The sequence below is a fragment of the Mycolicibacterium sp. Y3 genome, from assembly GCF_051188035.1.
Lineage (GTDB): Bacteria > Actinomycetota > Actinomycetes > Mycobacteriales > Mycobacteriaceae > Mycobacterium > Mycobacterium fluoranthenivorans.
Window position 1 is genome coordinate 76,612 of the sequence record NZ_JAVQLT010000003.1, and the last position, 17,226, is coordinate 93,837.

Annotated in this window: 16 protein-coding genes and 1 pseudogene; 1 reads left to right on the top strand and 16 read right to left on the bottom strand. The window is 65.7% G+C overall.

Annotated features, from left to right (window positions below; translation table 11 throughout):
• Window positions 1-69 precede the first annotated feature (69 nt).
• The 4 genes from QN239_RS32760 to QN239_RS32775 form a co-directional block, all read right to left on the bottom strand.
• Window positions 70-279 carry a hypothetical protein gene (locus tag QN239_RS32760; RefSeq protein ID WP_499017435.1) on the bottom strand — a complete coding sequence of 70 codons (210 nt, stop codon included), beginning with the start codon at window positions 277-279 and terminating at the stop codon, window positions 70-72.
• Window positions 280-385: 106 nt separating this feature from the next.
• Window positions 386-1,144, bottom strand: a complete 759-nt coding sequence (locus QN239_RS32765; RefSeq protein WP_499017436.1) for a thioredoxin domain-containing protein — start codon at window positions 1,142-1,144, stop codon at window positions 386-388.
• Window positions 1,141-2,961 (bottom strand): hypothetical protein, encoded by a 1,821-nt coding sequence (locus QN239_RS32770; protein ID WP_499017438.1) that lies wholly within the window; start codon window positions 2,959-2,961, stop codon window positions 1,141-1,143. Before QN239_RS32770 ends, QN239_RS32765 begins: the two co-directional genes overlap by 4 nt.
• Before the next feature lie 17 nt (window positions 2,962-2,978).
• Window positions 2,979-3,272 carry a hypothetical protein gene (locus QN239_RS32775; RefSeq protein WP_499017439.1) on the bottom strand — a complete coding sequence of 98 codons (294 nt, stop codon included), beginning with the start codon at window positions 3,270-3,272 and terminating at the stop codon, window positions 2,979-2,981.
• 194 nt (window positions 3,273-3,466) lie between these two features.
• Between QN239_RS32775 and QN239_RS32780 the strand changes: the two genes are divergently transcribed.
• Window positions 3,467-8,143 (top strand): DUF8437 domain-containing protein, encoded by a 4,677-nt coding sequence (locus tag QN239_RS32780; RefSeq protein ID WP_499017440.1) that lies wholly within the window; start codon window positions 3,467-3,469, stop codon window positions 8,141-8,143.
• Window positions 8,144-8,445: 302 nt separating this feature from the next.
• Here the strand turns inward: QN239_RS32780 and QN239_RS32785 are convergent, their stop codons facing one another.
• From QN239_RS32785 to QN239_RS32840, 12 genes and pseudogenes are all read right to left on the bottom strand, one after another.
• Entirely contained in the window at window positions 8,446-9,006 is a 561-nt protein-coding gene (locus QN239_RS32785; RefSeq protein WP_499017441.1) for an adenine nucleotide alpha hydrolase family protein, read from the bottom strand.
• Window positions 9,007-9,257: 251 nt separating this feature from the next.
• Window positions 9,258-9,545, bottom strand: coding sequence for a DUF1330 domain-containing protein (locus QN239_RS32790; RefSeq protein ID WP_499017442.1), 288 nt, complete (start codon window positions 9,543-9,545; stop codon window positions 9,258-9,260).
• A 71-nt stretch (window positions 9,546-9,616) separates the two neighbouring features.
• Window positions 9,617-10,255: a tRNA lysidine(34) synthetase gene (locus QN239_RS32795; protein WP_499017444.1), complete on the bottom strand. Its 639-nt coding sequence runs from the start codon at window positions 10,253-10,255 to the stop codon at window positions 9,617-9,619.
• A 593-nt stretch (window positions 10,256-10,848) separates the two neighbouring features.
• The gene (locus tag QN239_RS32800) at window positions 10,849-10,977 is read right to left on the bottom strand and encodes a hypothetical protein (RefSeq protein WP_499017445.1); all 129 of its coding nucleotides are present in this window, start codon (window positions 10,975-10,977) and stop codon (window positions 10,849-10,851) included.
• Window positions 10,978-11,151: 174 nt separating this feature from the next.
• The gene (locus QN239_RS32805; RefSeq protein ID WP_499017447.1) at window positions 11,152-11,898 is read right to left on the bottom strand and encodes a hypothetical protein; all 747 of its coding nucleotides are present in this window, start codon (window positions 11,896-11,898) and stop codon (window positions 11,152-11,154) included.
• Window positions 11,899-11,964: 66 nt separating this feature from the next.
• Window positions 11,965-14,088 (bottom strand): replicative DNA helicase, encoded by a 2,124-nt coding sequence (dnaB, locus tag QN239_RS32810; RefSeq protein WP_499017448.1) that lies wholly within the window; start codon window positions 14,086-14,088, stop codon window positions 11,965-11,967.
• Window positions 14,085-14,381 (bottom strand): hypothetical protein, encoded by a 297-nt coding sequence (locus tag QN239_RS32815; RefSeq protein ID WP_499017450.1) that lies wholly within the window; start codon window positions 14,379-14,381, stop codon window positions 14,085-14,087. The genes dnaB and QN239_RS32815 overlap by 4 nt, the downstream gene beginning before the upstream one ends.
• A 143-nt stretch (window positions 14,382-14,524) precedes the next feature.
• Window positions 14,525-15,388 carry a DUF6551 family protein gene (locus tag QN239_RS32820; RefSeq protein ID WP_499017451.1) on the bottom strand — a complete coding sequence of 288 codons (864 nt, stop codon included), beginning with the start codon at window positions 15,386-15,388 and terminating at the stop codon, window positions 14,525-14,527.
• The gene (locus tag QN239_RS32825; RefSeq protein WP_499017453.1) at window positions 15,385-15,660 is read right to left on the bottom strand and encodes a Fur family transcriptional regulator; all 276 of its coding nucleotides are present in this window, start codon (window positions 15,658-15,660) and stop codon (window positions 15,385-15,387) included. Before QN239_RS32825 ends, QN239_RS32820 begins: the two co-directional genes overlap by 4 nt.
• The gene (locus QN239_RS32830) at window positions 15,657-16,001 is read right to left on the bottom strand and encodes a hypothetical protein (RefSeq protein ID WP_499017454.1); all 345 of its coding nucleotides are present in this window, start codon (window positions 15,999-16,001) and stop codon (window positions 15,657-15,659) included. The genes QN239_RS32825 and QN239_RS32830 overlap by 4 nt, the downstream gene beginning before the upstream one ends.
• Entirely contained in the window at window positions 15,998-16,732 is a 735-nt protein-coding gene (locus QN239_RS32835) for a hypothetical protein (RefSeq protein WP_499017455.1), read from the bottom strand. The genes QN239_RS32830 and QN239_RS32835 overlap by 4 nt, the downstream gene beginning before the upstream one ends.
• An 80-nt stretch (window positions 16,733-16,812) precedes the next feature.
• Window positions 16,813-17,085 (bottom strand): annotated as a pseudogene (locus QN239_RS32840) (WhiB family transcriptional regulator); the annotation flags it as partial.
• Window positions 17,086-17,226: the final 141 nt, after the last annotated feature.

Consider the following 17,226-nt stretch of genomic DNA (forward strand, 5'->3'; position numbering starts at 1 on the left):
ACCCGGCCGATTGTTGTTGTGTGCCGTGGAGGCTTCGTCGACCACTGTACTGAGGTCCCCTCGGGGCCGTCAGGTGAGGGTGTCGGCCGGTTTGATCGTTTCGAGGTGGGCGCAGATCTGATCGAGCGTGGGCAGGCTCAGGCCGGCCCATCGCGCTCCGCCGCCGTCGCCAAAGTCGATCCAGACCGCTCCAGTGGGTTCCGGCACTCCCGTCGCCTCCGCGGAGGGCGCACGCTTGCTGCCGATTGCAGAGAGGTGAGGGGCGGCGGTTGTATCCATTGTGGCGCTTCCCTTTTCGGTGGGGGCCGGACTCTCGTGTCTGGCCGTATGATGAACTCTTGCGATCGTCGACTGTAGTGGTGGACACCGACAGCTGAGGCGCCATCTAGTCGAGGATGCTCAGGGTGATGATGGTGCGCACGGTGAAGACGCGGGTGATGTCGCCGTTCCAGTCGACCAGGATCTGCTGCGCGATCTGCTCGCCAAGGATTTCCTTTTGGGTGTCGATGTCCTCGGCGGCGTAGGCCTCGATGAAGTAGTCGGCGTCGTCTCCGGCGAGGGTGAGCTTGTCCGCGAGATGCTTGTCGACGTCGAGGGTCTCGGGCTCGTTCTCGCTGCGCTGTCCATGTTGCAGGTCCCCGACGACGTTGAAGTCGATGACGACAGTCTCGGAGGTGTGGATGGGCCCGCCGGAGTCACGCCAGCGGCGTGCTTGGCCGGTGCTGATCTTGGCTCTGGAGGCGAACTGTTTGACGCCGCCCGCGCGGTCGATGGCTGCCTGGCGGTCCAGGCGTTGTTGGTCGGCTCCCTTCGGCGTGCGCCCTTTAGAGGCGTTGCGGGTCACGGTGCTCGCCGCTGGTCGTTTTCCGGTCTCCCGTTCGAGGCGTTTGGCCATCTCGTCGGTGCCGCGGCGACGTGCCTCGGCGCGGCGCTTGGATTCTGAGATGCCCTGCCAGCGTTGGGTTTTGCTGAGTTCACGGAACTTGCGTTCGACGAGTGATCGGAATGCGGCGCCGAAGCCCTTGCCGGCAGGCTGCTGCGGTCCTGGGCCGCCGCTGGGCGGCGGCGTGGTGGCAGCGCTGGCCGTCGGCGACGACGGTGGAGGCGGCGTCGGAGACGAACTGGCGAAGCGTCCCTTCTTCACTGGTCGTCGTCTCTTTGTGCCTCGGCGCCGTCCGCTGCGGGCTTATCGGCGCTGGTCCATTTGATCCGGTATTTGCCGTTGGCAGTGGACTTCTCGTCGAGGATTGCGGGGTCGGTCCCTGCCGGGACGCGGTAGATCCAGGCGTCGAGTTCGGCGGCAATCGGGTAGAAGCCGTGTGCCGAGGCGATGCCGGCCGCGTAGCGCAGGGCCCGGAATCGTGTGTCGGCACGGATCGCGGCATACCAGGCCGGTTGCTGGTGCTCACGCTGGTAGGGCGCCCATTTGTCGCTGGCCATCCGCCCGAGGTAGGTCGTGTAGATCGCCTTGACCATCTGCTGGTAGTCCAGCCGGTCGGCGTCTCGGGCTTCCTGGAGCTTGCTGCGCAGGGCGTCGGCCCATCCCCGGAGCAGTCGCGACTGCTCCGGCCAGACCCATGCGCTGGTGATGTCGAGTTCTTCAACTCCCAGGCCCGCGCCGCCGGATTCCACCGGCGCGGTGAGGTGCTGGATGCTTCGGGTGGTGACCCACAACGTGGTGGGTTCCTTCCAGTGCATGCCCGGGTGGGGCAACGGCAGTTTCGTGGTCAGTCCGTCCATCTGCTCGGCCGGGGGCAAGTTGAGTCGCCAGAGGCCGAACGGGGGGCGTTGTTCGTGGAAAACGTCGACCTTGACCCGGTGCATCTCCTTGGGCTTTCCGAAGCCGAGCTCGACCTGCCCGGCGGAAGCGAGGTAGGCCGCTCGTTGATCGACCTGGACGTCGACGGCGTCTTCACGCCCGCGGTGCGGACGGTTGTCCCACTTGACCGGGAGGGTCGGTTCCAGATCGGCGCCAGCCTCCACGATGACCTCGGTGGGCAGTGGGCAAGCCTCGATCGCCTTGGTGCGCCCTGACTGTCGTTTGCGGTCGAGGAGATGGGCTCCCACGGTGGCCCACCGTGATGCAGGGACGAGGCCGGCGTCACCAATGCCGGCGAGCCAGGCGATGCGGTCAGCCAGGATCCTGACGGCCTCGGATTCATCCTCGGGCAATTCCGTCGGTGTTCCTTCGATTCCGGCCACTCCCATGTCGCCGGGGCGCTGCGGCGGCTGGTCCAAATAGAGCAGTGGCACCAGGACGATCTGAGCTTTGCGCGCGGTTTCGTCGTGGTCGGTGAATCGGCATGTGAACCAACCTGATTGGCTCCAAGTCACCTCGCATCCGAAGGTCTTGGCAACCAGGCCCGACACGTCGTCGGGCAGGTTGTCCATCGGCAGGCCAAGTGCGGCGAGCGCCTCGTAGGTGAACCACACCTGTGGTTGGTCCTTGGGCTTGGGTCCCCAGTTCCACACCAGGAACTTGTGCAGCGCGTCGCCGCTGGGCATGGGCCCGGCGACGACCACACCTGAAGGCTTGACGATGCCCCTACTGGTGGCGATCGCTACCCGGCCGTCGGCGATGATCGGGGTGTTGGTCCACTGCCGGCTCTTCGGCTCCCATGGGGACGTGCCATCGTCGCTGGTCTCCACCTGCCCTTGGCCCGTGGTCTCAGACTCGGGGGTGGTGTCGAGGACGCGCTCTTCGTACTCCCGTACGGTCTCCTCGAACCAGCCTCTCCAGAAACCGTTCTCACGCGAGCGGTCCCCGATCGTCATATCGGAGTCGGGGAAGTCGGTGGGAAGGGCGCTGCGGCCGATCCTGGCCACCACCTGTTGGCGAGACAGCCCCACCAAATCCTCTGGCGTGCCCTTGGTTTCGATGTACCACTGGAGGATGTCGCTGGTTTCATCGTCGGCGTCGAGGCGGTAGGTGCGACCGCCGACGGTCAGTCGATAGAGCATTGGGTCCCCGTTCTGATTCAGCGCTGTTCTTTGCGTGGCGGAGGGATGTGGATGGCCAGTGCATCCGGTAGGCGTCCTTGGCGCCAACGCAGGCGCAGCGATTCCACCGCGCTGGCGGTGCGTCCGACCTGAAGAGCGGCTTCGGGAACGGACAAGGTCAGGTTCAAGGCTGTCTTGGCGTCCTCGACGTTCCACGGCTTTTTGACGTTCTGTGTACGGCCCGGCACTGCGGTCCGCGCGGCGCGCCGTTCGACGTAGCGGCGGCGTTCTTCACGGCGCCCCTCGGCGAAACCGGCTCCGTCGTAATCCATGGCAGAAGCCTAGCACCCCTCAGGCATTACGGTCGGCATACATGAGTAGTATGTCTAGGAGCGCGGCATCGTCGCAGTCGGCCTAAGTTGTCGGAGGTCGCCGCTACAGTGCTCAACGAACACCGGAACACGTTCCGGCGCCACTCAACCGGCCAGCCCCGAGGGGTTGGTCACCGATCCGAAAGGTGCTCCTTATGGCCCCTACCCTCTTCGCTGCCCGCGCCGCGCTCCACGCAGTTCAGACCCTCCACAACCTGCGCCCCGGCGCCGCCCTCGACCCTGACCAGCGGGCCAATCTGCTGCGCTTCCCCGGCTGGGGTGCTGCCGCACCGCTGTTTGATCCGCAGCCGGCCAAGTCGTGGGCCACGCTGGCCGATGAACTCGATGACCTGGACCCTTCGGCGATGAAGGCCGCCGCCCGGGTGGTCGACACGTCGTTCTACACCCCGCCGGCATTGATCGAGCACATCTACCGACTGCTGCATCACGCCGGCTTCCGCGGAGGCGCGGTCCTGGATCTGGGCTGCGGCACCGGACGCTTCCTTAGCCACGCCCCGACCGATCTACCGATCGCCTACACCGGTGTCGAAGTCGATCCTGTCGCCGCCCGCATCGCCACCGTGTTACATCCCCAGGCAACGATCCGCGCGGAGCGTCTCCAGCAGGTCTCGTTGCCCAACAACCGCTTTGACGCCGCAGTGGGCAACGTGCCGTTCTCGGCAGCCAACGTCTCCGACCCAGCGATCGCCTTCTACGGACCCCTGCATGAATACTTCCTGGTGCGCGCGGCGCGCGCGGTGCGCCCAGGCGGCTACGTCGTGATGGTGACCTCGCGCCACACCTTGGATGCGGCGGCCGGCTTGTCGCACTCTCTGCGGACGCACGCTGACCTGTTGGCGGCCATCCGCCTGCCGGCGGGCTATTTCGCCGCCGAGGGGACCGACGTGGTCGCTGACGTGTTGGTGCTGCGGGCCCGCGGCGTCGACGAGCCGCGCCAGGGATGGGACCCCCGCCAACCCAGTGACTATCTGAGCGGCACCGATGGCCAGGGCCGCCCCGCGTCAGCTCGCGTGAGCGCCTTCTGGTCGGCCCATCCGGAGCTGGTCGCCGGCGAGATGCGGCTGACGGGGTTTCACCAGAACCCGGTCACGGTCGAGGCCGACGATCCGCACGGCTCGGTCGCTGCAGCGTTCGCCGCCGCTCGCCGCCTGCTGCTGCCCTATCCGTCGGGCGGCGTGGTCAGTAACACCTTCTCCGATGTCGTACTCACCGATGCCGAGGGCCGCAAGGAGGGCTCGTTTTACCTCGTCGACGGGAAGATGGCGCGTGTTGTCGACGGCCAGCCGCAGCCCGTCGTGCGACCGAGCAAGGAGCTGCACGCCCTCGTCGCGCTGCGGGACGCCACGGTCGGCCTCGTCACCGCAGAGGCCGACTGGGACACCCCGGATGCGGCTCTGGAGTCGTTGCGCACCACGTGCCGCGAGGCCTACCTGACCTACGTGGAGCGTTTCGGTCCTCTCAACCGCGGCTCGCTGATCGAGGGCAAGACCGACCCCGACACTGGTCTGCCCAAGCTGAGCTGGCGCGTACCGGCCATGTCGGGTTTCCGCGGAGATCCTGACGCTGCGCTGGTCTTCGCTCTGGAGCGGTTCGACCAGGAGTCCGGAGACGCCTCGCCGGCGGCCATCCTGCAACGCCGGGTCAATCGACGCCCCGTTCCCGTCACCCGCGTGGACGCTGCTGGTGAAGCGATGGCTGTCTCCCTGGGCGAAGGGCGCGGCCTCGATCTGGGTCGCGTGGCCGAGCTGTTGGGGTTGCCCAACGCCGAGGCCGCGTTCGCCGCGCTCGGGGATCTGGCCTACCGAGATCCCGCCACGGGTGCCGTGTGCACGGCCCGCGACTACTTGTGCGGCGACGTCCGCACGAAGTTGCGGGACGCTCTGGCTGCCGCCGCGACCGATCCCTCCTATGAGCGCAACGTGACGGCGTTACAGGAGGTTCAGCCGCGCTGGCTGGGCCGAGACGAGGTGCGTATCGAGCTTGGGTCACCGTGGGTGACCACTGGCGACGTCGAGGACTTCTGCCGCGAGGTGTTCGACGCGAAGTGGGTCAAGGTTCATCACATTGCGCCGCTGGCGGCGTGGGAAATCCAGGGGAACGCCCGCGAGATCTCCCCCGAGGCAAAGATCACCTACACGACCACCCGCAAGTCGGCGTTCGACCTGCTGCAGGCCGGACTGAACAGCACCTCCCCGACCGTGTACGACGAGGTTTACGACCCCATCGCCCGCAGCACCCGGCGGGTCCGCAATGCCGACGAGACCGAAGCGGCGCAAGCCGCTCTGACTGCTATCGAGCAGCGATTCTCGTTGTGGGTCTGGGAGTCACCGCAACGCGAGCAGCGGCTCCTCGATCGCTACAACCACGCGATGAACTCCCACGTTCTGCGTCGCGACGACGGCTCCTACCTGACATTCCCCGGCCTGGCTGATGATCTGCAATTATGGTGGTGGCAGCGTGATTTCGTTGATCGCGCGCTGTCGATCCCCGTCGCCTTTGCTGGGCACGCTGTCGGATTAGGCAAAACGCGTACAGCGATTGCACTGTGTATGACGTTGCGCCAGTTCGGAATTGCCAACCGTCCTCTCTACATCGTGCCCAACCATCTCATCGAACAAGCACAAAGAGAGGCGTTGCAAACCGCGCCGGCAGGCAAGATCCTGGTGGTCACCCGCGAGGACCTGACCCGCTACGGTCGGCGCTTGTTCGCCGCGCGCTGCGCTACCGGCGACTGGGACATGGTGATCATGACGCACGAAACGTTCGCCTCCATGCCGGTGCCGGCCGAGGTTGAGCGTGAATGGCTCGACGATCAACTCGCCGAGCTGGAGGACTACAAGCGCAGCCAGGGCGACAACGGCAAGCGCATCGCCGCGGCCGTACGTTCCTTGGAGGGCCGCATCGAGCGGCTGCGTGATGTCGCCACAGACCCCGATGCGATCACCTTCGACATGCTGGGCATCGACTATCTCGCCGTTGACGAGGCCGACCGCTTCCGCCGGCTGCCGATTACCACTCGCGCCGAAGGGTTCAGCCTGGGTGCCAGCAAACGGGCCACCGATCTGTTGCTGAAACTGTCGATGCTGCGCCACGCCAACCCCGGCCGCCCTTACGCGAGCCTTTTCACGGGCACCCCCTACACCAACACGCTGGCCGAAGCATATGTGTGGCAACGACTTTGCGACCCCGACCGCCTGACAGAATCCGGTCTCGGCCACTTCGACGCGTGGGCCGCGCAGTTCGTGCGCTACGAAACCCTCGTCGAGGTCAGCCCGGACGGTTCAGGCTTCCGAAGCCGCCGCCGCCCGGTGGTCATCCAGAACGTTCCCGAACTGCGCACGATGATCGGCGCGTTCATGTCGATGGTGCGTAGCTCGATGACTGATCTGCCCCTGCCGCTGCCGCATCAGCACACCATCGTCGTGCAGCCCACGGACAACACGCGCGCCTTCATGACCGACTTGGTCAAGCGCGCCGATGACCTGCGGGCCCGTCGGGTGCAGCCAGACAAGGACAACATGCTGGCGATCTGCGGTGACGGGCGCAAGGTGGCGTTGGATCCCAACCTGGTCGGCTTCGCCGAGGTGGCTCCAAAGCTGGAGGCGGTCGCTGAGAACGTCGCGGCGATCTACCACCGGACACGGGACTCGGTGTACGCGAGTTCGCCTGTGCCGGGTGCGTTCCAGTTGCTGCTGTGCGATCTTGGCACCCCCCATCCCGGCGACGCGCAAAGTTACGGCCGGATCCGCAGCGGACTCATCGCGCGTGGTGTCCCGGCCGATCGGATCCGCTTCATCCACGAGGCGACCAGCTCCAAAGCCAGAGAGGCCCTGTTCGCGGCGTGCCGTGATGGCCGTGTATCGGTGCTGTTCGGCTCGACACCGAAAGTTGGTGTGGGAACCAATATTCAGAACAGGATGGTCGCTCTGCACCATGTCGACCCGACGTGGACGGCGCGCGACTGGGATCAGCGCAACGGCCGCGGTGTGCGCACCGGCAATCTGCACGATGACATCGACATCTACTGCTACGCCGTCGAGGGGTCGTTCGATGCCTACATGTTCCAGTTGGCCGAGCGCAAGAGCCGCGGCTTCGAGCAGCTCTACCGCACAGATTCCGAGGTCCGTGAGATCGAGGACTTGGGCGATGGAACGCTGAGCTTCGGCGAGCTGAAGGCCGCCGCCGCGGGCAACACCCTACTACTGCGCCAGCACGAACTGCAGGTCGTCGTCCGCAAGCTGCGCCTCAAGCACATGACCGCCCGCCAGAACGTCAACGCCGCGCTGTACGCCGCGGCCGAGGCCGAGCGGCACGCCGACGCCCTGCAGTCGCGGGCACAACTGCTGGCCGAACTCATCGACTATCGGCCCCAGCTGGCCCCCCTGGACTTGTCCCGGTGCACAGAGAGCGCGGTGTCAGGCAACGGCCATCGCGCCCGGTGGTCAAGTGGCCCCCTGGTGGTGCAGATCGAGGAAGAGCGTGGCGATCACCATGTGAAGGTCGGCTTCGGCTACCACACGCTGTGGACCCAGGTGTTGCCGGCGAAGGTACGGCGGCAAGGGGCCGAGGTCGTCGCGGCTTGGGCGCGGTCCTGGGTCGGAGGGTGCCTCGACGGCGCGGCCGCCGAGCACGCCGAGATCATCGCCCGCGCCGACGCTGCGCTGGACCGGGCTGCGCAGTCACGTGCTGCCGCGGCCGGCACGGACCTCTCCGCACCTCAGGACCTGATCGACGCCGAGGCGGAGCTGGCAGAGATCAGCGCCAGGATCAAAAGCGAGGTCCTCGACGATCGCGGAGAGGAGGCCGCGTGATGCCGTAGCGCCGATGCCACGTCCCGCCCTCCACGTCGGGGGCGGGGACGTGGCATCGTGCCTGGTAGGCGGGCCGTCGGATACGCTTCGTGGCGTGAGTCGCTCAGCGTCGAACCCAGGCCCCGCACAATGGTGAAGCGCAGAACTCTCCCGTGGGCCCCGACCAGCGGGGCCGGACATGCGCCGCCAGTGGTGTGCCTCCGTCGATTTCTTACGGATAAGCGGTCAATCCATATGGACATCAGGCCTGCCTCTCGCGGTGGGAAACAAATTGGCTTGCAACTGATGCCTGGTGCCTTCTGTCAAGCTGGTTCGAAGTCGAATAGTGGGTCCATCGAATCGAACAGCGGATCCGGCCCGCAGTTAACCGAACACATTGCGTTGCGGGCAAACTCGACAACCTCGTCAGGGTCGTCGTGCTCGCCGCCCCATCCCCACTTCTTGGCGTATTCGGGGATATCGTCGCGGGCGGCCAGTTCGGCCTCGACCTGGTCGACCATAAGTATGAACGGGTCGTCGGGGTAGGCAGCGCGCCACCGGGCAGGTTCGTCGGCGACGGCGTAGGACAGACAGCCACACTCACCAGACATCCCGAGCACCTTGGTCACGGGATTCAGCGGGGTATCCGGGAACATGATCCGGTAGACCAACAGGTCGGCCTTGTGCCACACGGCCATCGGCGAGATGAACGCCAGCGTCCCATCGACATCCCAATATGGGATTGCGGCCCGGCGCTTCGACTCCGGGCGGCGGCGGCCGGCCAGCAGCACCACACATTCGGTACGTGAGCCGCTGATGCCAAAATCATGCGGCACCTGCTCAAAGGCGCGCTCTTTGAGGCGCTGATACATGATGGCGTGCACTGGTTATCTGTAAGTCGCCCTTGTCAATCCACTTGAGGGCACGTGCGGCCACAGCATTCGACGTCGGGAACATGTGTCCAACGATCACACCGCGGAGCTCCGCTATCCAGCGCTGTCGCCGGTTTCGGCCGCAGGTGCGAAGTGGGTGTAGGTTTCGCGCGCGAAATTCGCCGGGTAAAGCTAAACGAGCCGTTCAGGAGGTCATCTCTAGAGCCGGCCCGGACCGGCACGCCGGCCGTATTCGCAGGGACTCAGACGATTTGCACCGGGATTATTTCGGTCCGCGCGATCACGCGATCACGTTCCGCAGAAAGGGCTGTCCTCCGAGGATCCGACATGTAGGCATCCCTTGCAGCCTCGGATGGCCACTCATACAAGTGAATCTCTAGAGGACGGTCTTCTTGACCATCGCTGCGGGCACGCTGCAACACAGTCCCCCCGTGCTCGGTCACCAGCGCCAGCACTGAATCTTCATACGCGCTCATGGCTTCATCCATGCCCGGGCGAGACCACAGGAGTACATAGGAGGTCAGCTTCACGCCCCGATCGTCGCACGCGATGCGACTCCTGTACGCCAGCAAATCGCGACTTATCTCGGCGGTCTCGGCGGTCAACGTCGGGTGCACTCCTCCAGATAACTCTGTTCCCCACGATTCCTCTGAGCAAGACCAGCGTCGTGGGACACAGTCGGATACACCCCATATCGACCTACAGATAACGCGGCCGGGCCGGGAAAGCCACCAGGCCAGGCCCGGACCAGTTCACCCGTCTTTCTACTGCGCGCCGTCACGTTCCCGCGGACCATATCGAAGTAGCCCTGACCCAGTTTCGGACTTCGCTCGATCAGCGGCACACCCCACTCGGCGGCGGTGGCCCGCACGAACTCGCGGGTGGCTTCGATCCCCGTGCCGGTGTTGGCGTGTACCTGATGGGTCGCGATATCCCGGAACAGGTGCGCCACGGTGTACGAATCGTTCCCGCCTGACACCAGCGCGCACACGGCCACGACCGATTTCTTAGTGCTGATCTCGGCCATGGCCTCGGCATATTTACGCCGCGACAACGCAATTAGGGCGCGCACCCGTTCCATGCGCTGGGGTAGCGTCAGGCTCAGAATCAGCTCGATCGGTGTCGGGTGCTCCGGGTGGGGGTTGAGCGGGTCGTGGTCGATCGGCACGTCGTCGGCGTAGCCGTACGGCAAATGCGGCGCCGGGTCACGATGCCGGGTCTGCCGGGCGCTGCCGCTCATATGTGGCTCTCATTCATGTAAGGGTCCGATCGCCTAACGTTGCAATGGCCCAGGATTCAAGTGGGCTAAGGGTGGTTGAACTCCCGCGTACACGCATCGGCCGTCGACGTATGTGTGCCCGGCGCCGCACGGCTCATGGCATTCTTCGTGCGGCGGAAGCTCCATGTAGAACAGCGTCCAGTGGTAGCACTTCTTTCCCGGCGCGAAGGAGTGGTTGACCTCTAGCTTCACCATCTCGTTGTGTCGGTCATACCTGCTGATCGCATCTGTGAGTTGAGTCAGGTTCCAACAGACACCACTGGCGATCCTCAAGTCATAGCTCATCGTTGCACTGCCTCTCTTCTACAATCTGCGGATATCTCTCGATCTCGTTACTTCGCATCTGCTCGCTTCATTGCCGCTACCTCTCCTCGAACCCTTCTGCTGTAGTGGATGATTCGAACATGGGGCGCCGTGATAGACGCCCGTCTGGCTGACTGCGCCGGCACTGCAACCACGCGGCGGCCCGTCCGCCATGGGTCCGGCCGCCACCAGCGTTGCGGCGCCGGTGTCGGTTACGTGCCCGCCCGAGGCATTGGGTTGGTGTACTGCTGTCATGGCGTGTCGGCGGGTGCGATGGTGATGGTCACCTTGTAGCCCTCGGGAACGACCAGGACCGCGGCGGCGGGATGCAGGGCCACGTCGAAGTCGCCTAGTCGGCAGACCAGCAGCGGCTTGGTCATCGACGCTGCGGGTTTTGTAGCTCAGCGGCTCGGTCACGGTGTTGCGGCCTCGACGCACGGCGATCGTCAGCCCCACATGCGGGGTGGAAAGGGCGCCGACTTTGATCTCGTAAGGCCCAAACTCGGGAACGGTTAGCAGGCGCCGTGGTACCGGTTGCGGCTTCAGAAGCACTGTCAGTCCACCCTTCTCACGTATTCGTCGAGGGCTCTTTGCATTCGTTTGTCGTGGCGGTAGTCGCCGCGTGCGACGTCGACGAAGTGTCGGCTCTGTTCGGCACTGAACTGTCCGCCCACGCCGCGGGGGTAGCGCTGCAGTCGCTCTCCGGGCGGTGCCCACTGCAGCGCTGGCTCGGTGCTGATGAAGTCTGACACCGCAGCGAGCTGTTCCAGCGGTTCAATCAAATCGTTGAGCTGTCGGTCATAGATCTCCGAGGCGACGTTTGCGCCGGCGCCGAAGGCCACCTCCACCAGCTCGTCGAGCGGGATGCGGCGGGCGCGGGACAGCGCGTCCCAGACCGGTTGGGCGATCAACGTGAGCACTACTGGGTGTCCGTCGAGCACTGTGCATGGTGGGTAGATTCCGCCGTAGAGGTCGGCGCACGTGGTGGTCCGCTCGATGAGGTAGAGCAGGGATTCGATCGCGATGTCGGGATCGAACCAGTCGGGGTCGCCGCGGTGGGTGTGATCGTGGGCGATGAATCGGCCCTGGCGGTACCTGTGGGAGAAGAACGTCGTGAGCGCTGCGGTATTCGCATCGGCGGCGATCGCGTCGATACACCCGAACCCGTCATAGGAACCCCGGGTCCCCAGCGCGATCGGCTGATACTGCCCAGCGGCGGTGCGTTGCAGGAGTACGGCTGTGGCTTCGATCCCACTGAGGTTCACCCCGCTGATGAGGCACGCCGTGTCATAGAAACCCACGACGGGTCGCCCCTTCCCATATTTGCTGCCCTGTGCCACCCGGCATGCTGGTATACAGTTGACTGATCACCAGTTCGTCTGACTTACTGCGTCTTCCGCTCCATATCCGCTACGTGCCATATTCGAGAAGCGGCTGAGGTGCAGTTGGCTGGCTACGGTGATCGTGCGGCATGGTCCCGCCCTGTGTTTGCCGATGATGATCTCCGCTTCGCCGGCTTGGGGGTGGTCTCTCTCGAACGCGTCGGGCCGGTGCAGCAGCATGACGACGTCACTATCCTGCTCGATGCTTCCCGATTCGCGAAGGTCAGAGATCATGGGCCGCTTGTCCGTTCGCTGTTCCGGCCCTCGGTTGAGCTGGCTGATCGCCACCACGGGCACATCAAGCTCTTTGGCCATGAGTTTGAGCGTCCGGGAGAACTCCGAGACTTCCTGTTGGCGGCTTTCGAAGCGCTTCCCTGAGGTCATCAGTTGCATGTAGTCCACCACGATCAGTTTCAAGGGGGTCTTCTGCGCCAGACGCCGCGCCTTGGCGCGGATTTCCATCATGGTCAGGTTCGGTGAGTCGTCGATGAACAGCGGGGCTTCGCTGATCTCGCTCATCTTCCTGGCCAGCCGTGTCCAGTCGTCGTCGCTCATCTTCCCTGACCGCATGCTGGCCAACTTGATCTTGGCCTCCGCCGACAACAGGCGCATCACGATCTCGGACTTGCTCATCTCTAAGGAGAAGATGACGCTGGCCATGTTGTGCTTGATGGAGCACGACCGCATGAAATCTAGTGCGAGCGTTGAGTTGTGGGTGGGGACCATGCCGCCGCCGGCAAGGTAGAGGTGGTCGTCGTTGTCCACCTGGACGCAGCGCACGGCCACGCTGTGCCGCGGCTGCACCGCGGTCACGCTGCGCTCCCCTGCGACCACCCGGATCGGCTCCCCAGGCCACCCTGGCGCCAGCGCATAGCCCAGCGAGGCAAGCAGGTCCGATGCCAGCGTGCGATCCTCGGGCATCCGCCATCGGGCGGTGATGGTGAAGCTGTCGCCCTGGCCGCCGTCAACCTGGCTGGCATCGAGAAGTCCTCGCAGCATCGCGCACCGTTGCCGCAGTGAACCCCGCAGGTACCGCGAGACCACGGTGTCGTAGCCGCGCAGCTGCACGGCGGTGTCTCCGGCCAGGTAACGGCCCACGGTGTACGGGTCGTCCCCGTGCTCGCCGACCTCAGGTAGCTCCACGGGCGCGGCGGTGGGAATCAGGTCACCGGCGGCCAGTTCGGCGGTGATCAGGGTTCCGCGTCGGGTCGGCCACTGGTGGCGTTCATCGGCGGTGATGACCGTGCCATCGGAGAAGGTCACGTCGTAGCAGGGCTGGCCGTACAGCACGGCGGTCGTGGCCACCACCTGTGTGGGGCGCCCGTCGGCGCCGAGTAGGTAGTCCCCGACGTTGACGTCGCCCATTGTGGTCCAGCCTGTCGGCGTCGGCAGGATAGTGTTGAGCGCCAGTGCTTTTCCTACGCCGGGCCGTGCGGCCACGGTGATCATCTGCCCGGGATGCAGGCCGTTGGTCAGTTCGTCGAGGTCGTGGAAACCGGTGGGTACCCCGCGTGCGAGACCGCCGTGAGTGGATAGGTCGTCGAGTTCGTCCATCGTCGCTTGCAGCAGATCCGACAGCGCTGCGTAGTCCTCGCGCCGGTCTCGGTTGTTGACGTTGTAGACCTCGGCCTGCGCCCTGTCCACGATGTCGCTGACCTCGGCACCCTCGGCGCCGGCGTATCCGTACTGGACCACGCGGGTGCCGGCTTCCACGAGGCGCCGCAAGACGGCCTTCTCTGCGACGATGCGCGCGTAGTAGGACGCGTTGGCCGCGGTGGGCACCGCTGCGAGCAGGGTATGTAGGTAGGGCCCAGCACCGATGCGTCGCAGCAGGCCCCTGCGGTCGAGTTCGGCGGCGACGGTGACACCGTCTGCCGGTTCTCCTCGCCCGAACAGATCCAAGATGGCGTCGAAGATCATCTGGTGCCGCGGCTTGTAAAAGTCGCCTGGCCCAATGATTTCCAGAACGTCGGCGATCGCGTCCTTGCTCAGCAACATGGCGCCCAGCACCGACTGCTCGGCATCGTCGTCATGCGGGGGTAGCCGGCCGTACTCTCCCTCGGAGACTGACTCGTCGACTCTGGCCGGGCGGTGCTCGACAGCGGTCATGCCAGCCTGCCTGGGCGTGAGGGCCGCACCGCCGGCGCCCGGTTGGCCTCGCGCACCTGGTGCTGCAGTGCCAGCGCCAGGCGCACACCGCTGTCGCGCTCGACGATCTGCTGCTGAGTCAAAGCGGGCGCTCCGGTGGAGCGCAGGTAGGGCCCGAAATCGTCGAGGCATTCGCCGCAGGTGGCGCCCCACCGGTGCACTTCGTTGATGCAGCTGGGGATCACACACACTGGGACGGCGCCGGATTGAGGTTCGGCGTACCGCTTCGAGGCCAGTCGCTCAGTGCTGTCCATCGCCGCTGTCCCTTTCTCGTTCGCTCCCTATTGGTGAAGTACCTCCACGGCGGCCGGATTCCGTCGCCCCGCCCCAATACGCCTCTGCTGACCTCGCCCGATGGCAGGTCCCCGGTGGACCTGTCCGACCGGCCCGGCCTCGGTTAGGCGGCAGCCTGGCGCGGCTCTGGCACGCACGGGCGCAGCACGCCACGAAACCCCGTCGGCATGACCAGCCTCGCCCCGGCCGGCCGGCGCAGGTTGTAGCGCTCATGGAAGGTGATCGCGACGAACTTCGGCAGCGCCCCGCCGCCGTGCTTGCCGCCGGCCTTCTTGGCCTTGGCGAAGAAGCCGACCCGTTCGGGGGTCAGGTCGATCAGCGCGTCGACGAGGGTGTCGCAGTCGAAGTTCTCGTCGGCGCCGAAAGCGTCGAGGAACACCGCCATGCCACCCACTAAGGCCGAGTCGTAGGCGCCCAGCTGCGCTCCCCACGTTTCCTGCAGTAGGCGCAGGACATCACGAAGCAATCCGTGCCCGCCGCGGCTGCCGGCGATCTTCTCCAACATCGCGGTGCAGCGCAGGTGCCCATCCTTGGGCGCGTCGTCTACACGCAATCCAAGACGAGCCACCGCCTGTTCGATGGCGATCACGTCAGGGTCGAGCTGCGCGCGCCGCGCCTTCCACCGGTCCCACGTCGTCAGGCGGCGGCGTTGCACGTCGATGCCGACGAACAGTTGCGCCTCCTCGGCGAGGGTGAGACCGCTGTGCACGCGGGCGGCGATCGCGGCGCCCGGGTCCCGTAAAGCCATTGCTGCCCAACGGTGTTGACCTTCGACCACGGCGTATCGCGGTTGATGCTCACGCCCGCGGTCGGAGACTTCGATGACACCCAGCAGCCGCTGATCGAAGTTGTCGGCCATGACCTGGGCTCGCCGGGGGTCAAGGGGGCGCTGGTAGCTGTGGTCGGCGAAGATGTCGGCGACGGGAATCGCCAGGACGTAGGGCTCACCGGCCTGCGATGTGGTCATCGGTCGTGACCTCCTGTGTGCGGGATGGCTGCGGCGGTAGTGATCGCAATCGCCCAGGCGACGTGGCGGCGCCCGGGCAGCCGGACCCGACGGACCTCGCCGCGGTGTTCCAGGACGACCAGATTGCGGTAGACGATCTCGTTGACCAGCGCCGGCGCCCACTGCGAGAGCCGCTGACGAAGCTCTGCGGTCGTCAACTCAACGCCGGCGCGGGTCAACTCGTCGAGCAGGTGCTTGCGTACGAGTTCTGATTCCAGGCGGATAGCGCTCATCGCGTTCGCACCCAGTCGCTGCGGTGGTTGAAGGCTTCGGCTTGGTCGACGGGCGGGTGGGCGATGGCCGTGCAGGCGGGACATAGCGGTGCGCCGTCCTGCAGAAGTGCCGTCGGCGCCGACTGCACCAGGCGCACGCCGCATCGTGACCGCGGCGCCCTGCCCAGCCCGACGTCGAGCAGGTGCTGCAGCCGTCCGACGCAGTGGATCACCTGCTCGCCGTCGTAGTGTCGGCGCGGGCATGTGCACGGCAATTGGTCTGCCCGCCAGTGTTTCAACGACCCGTGCAGGTAGTCGGGCACCCACGCCGCGGGCGCCAGGACGACGCCGGCGACGGTCATGATCGGCCCTCAACACGACGCCCTGCCGCCCACAGCGCCCGGTAATCCAGATCGCGCAGCAGGTACAGGTCCTCGCGCGGCAACGTCGGCAGCATCCGCGCCAGCGCGGCCGCCGCGGTTCCGTCGTACTCCATGGTGGCCGGAAAGATCGCCTGCACATCACCGGGGATGTCGGCGACGAACCCACCACCGGCGACATCCTCGCCGAGATCACCGACGTGCCAACCATATTCGCCGACAAGCCGCGCGATCATCCATGCCGCGCAGCGTCCCCGTGTCATGGGCTGCTCCTGCGCCGACACAATCGGAAGGGAGTCGCTGCGGCGCCAATGGTCTTGGTGGCGGTGCGCGGGGCGCACGCGCCACTGCGCCAACCAGCACAACTGGGTGAGCCACTCGTCGCCGGTTTCGGCGTCGTTTTGTCCCAGGCTTGCCACCGCACGCGCCAGGGCGATCAGCCGATGCGACACGTCGCGACCGGGAACCTGTTGACGCGCTGCACGATTGCCGCACAGATACCAGCTGACGGTGACGGTGCGCCGGGTGGGTGCGGCGGCCGTGACGAATGCGGTTGCGGTGTGTGCGTCGAAAGCGAGGCGCTTGGGCAGCCAACCGTAGGCGGCCAGGTCGATGATCATCCAGTAGGCGTCGATCACCTCGGCCGGTGGCTGCTCGTCGCCGAGACCGGGGATGCGTTCGCGGCCGGCGGACCGCTCGGCGGGCCGTGTCATCCGGCCAGCCTCGCGTCCTCGTCGTCGTACTGCGCTGCGGCGGCGATGGCGGGCAGACGCAGCGGTTCCTCGACGGACTCGACTCCGCGCTTGAGGCGCCGGCGCTCTCGGTCGGAGAGCCCGCCCCAGACGCCAAAGCGCTCGTCGGTGTCGAGCGCCCACTGCAGGCACTGCTTCCGGACGGGGCATCCGCGGCAGATCCTCTTGGCTTCTTTGGTCGAGCCACCCTTCTCTGGATAGAACGCTTCGGGGTCGGTCTGAGGGCACAGCGCCTGGCTGTGCCAGTCCTCATCGGATGGCCGTGGTTGCGCCTCCAACATGGCGATCAGTTCGATCACTGCGGCTTCAGACATCTCATCTACCTCCCCAAGTCAGTCGCCTTCATCGGCGCAGATCTGCAAATCCAACCAGTTACGATTTGCATATCGATGATGGCAACATTAGCCGCTGACTACGACATATCCGTTTCCCCGGAATGGGCAGTTTCTCTGTCA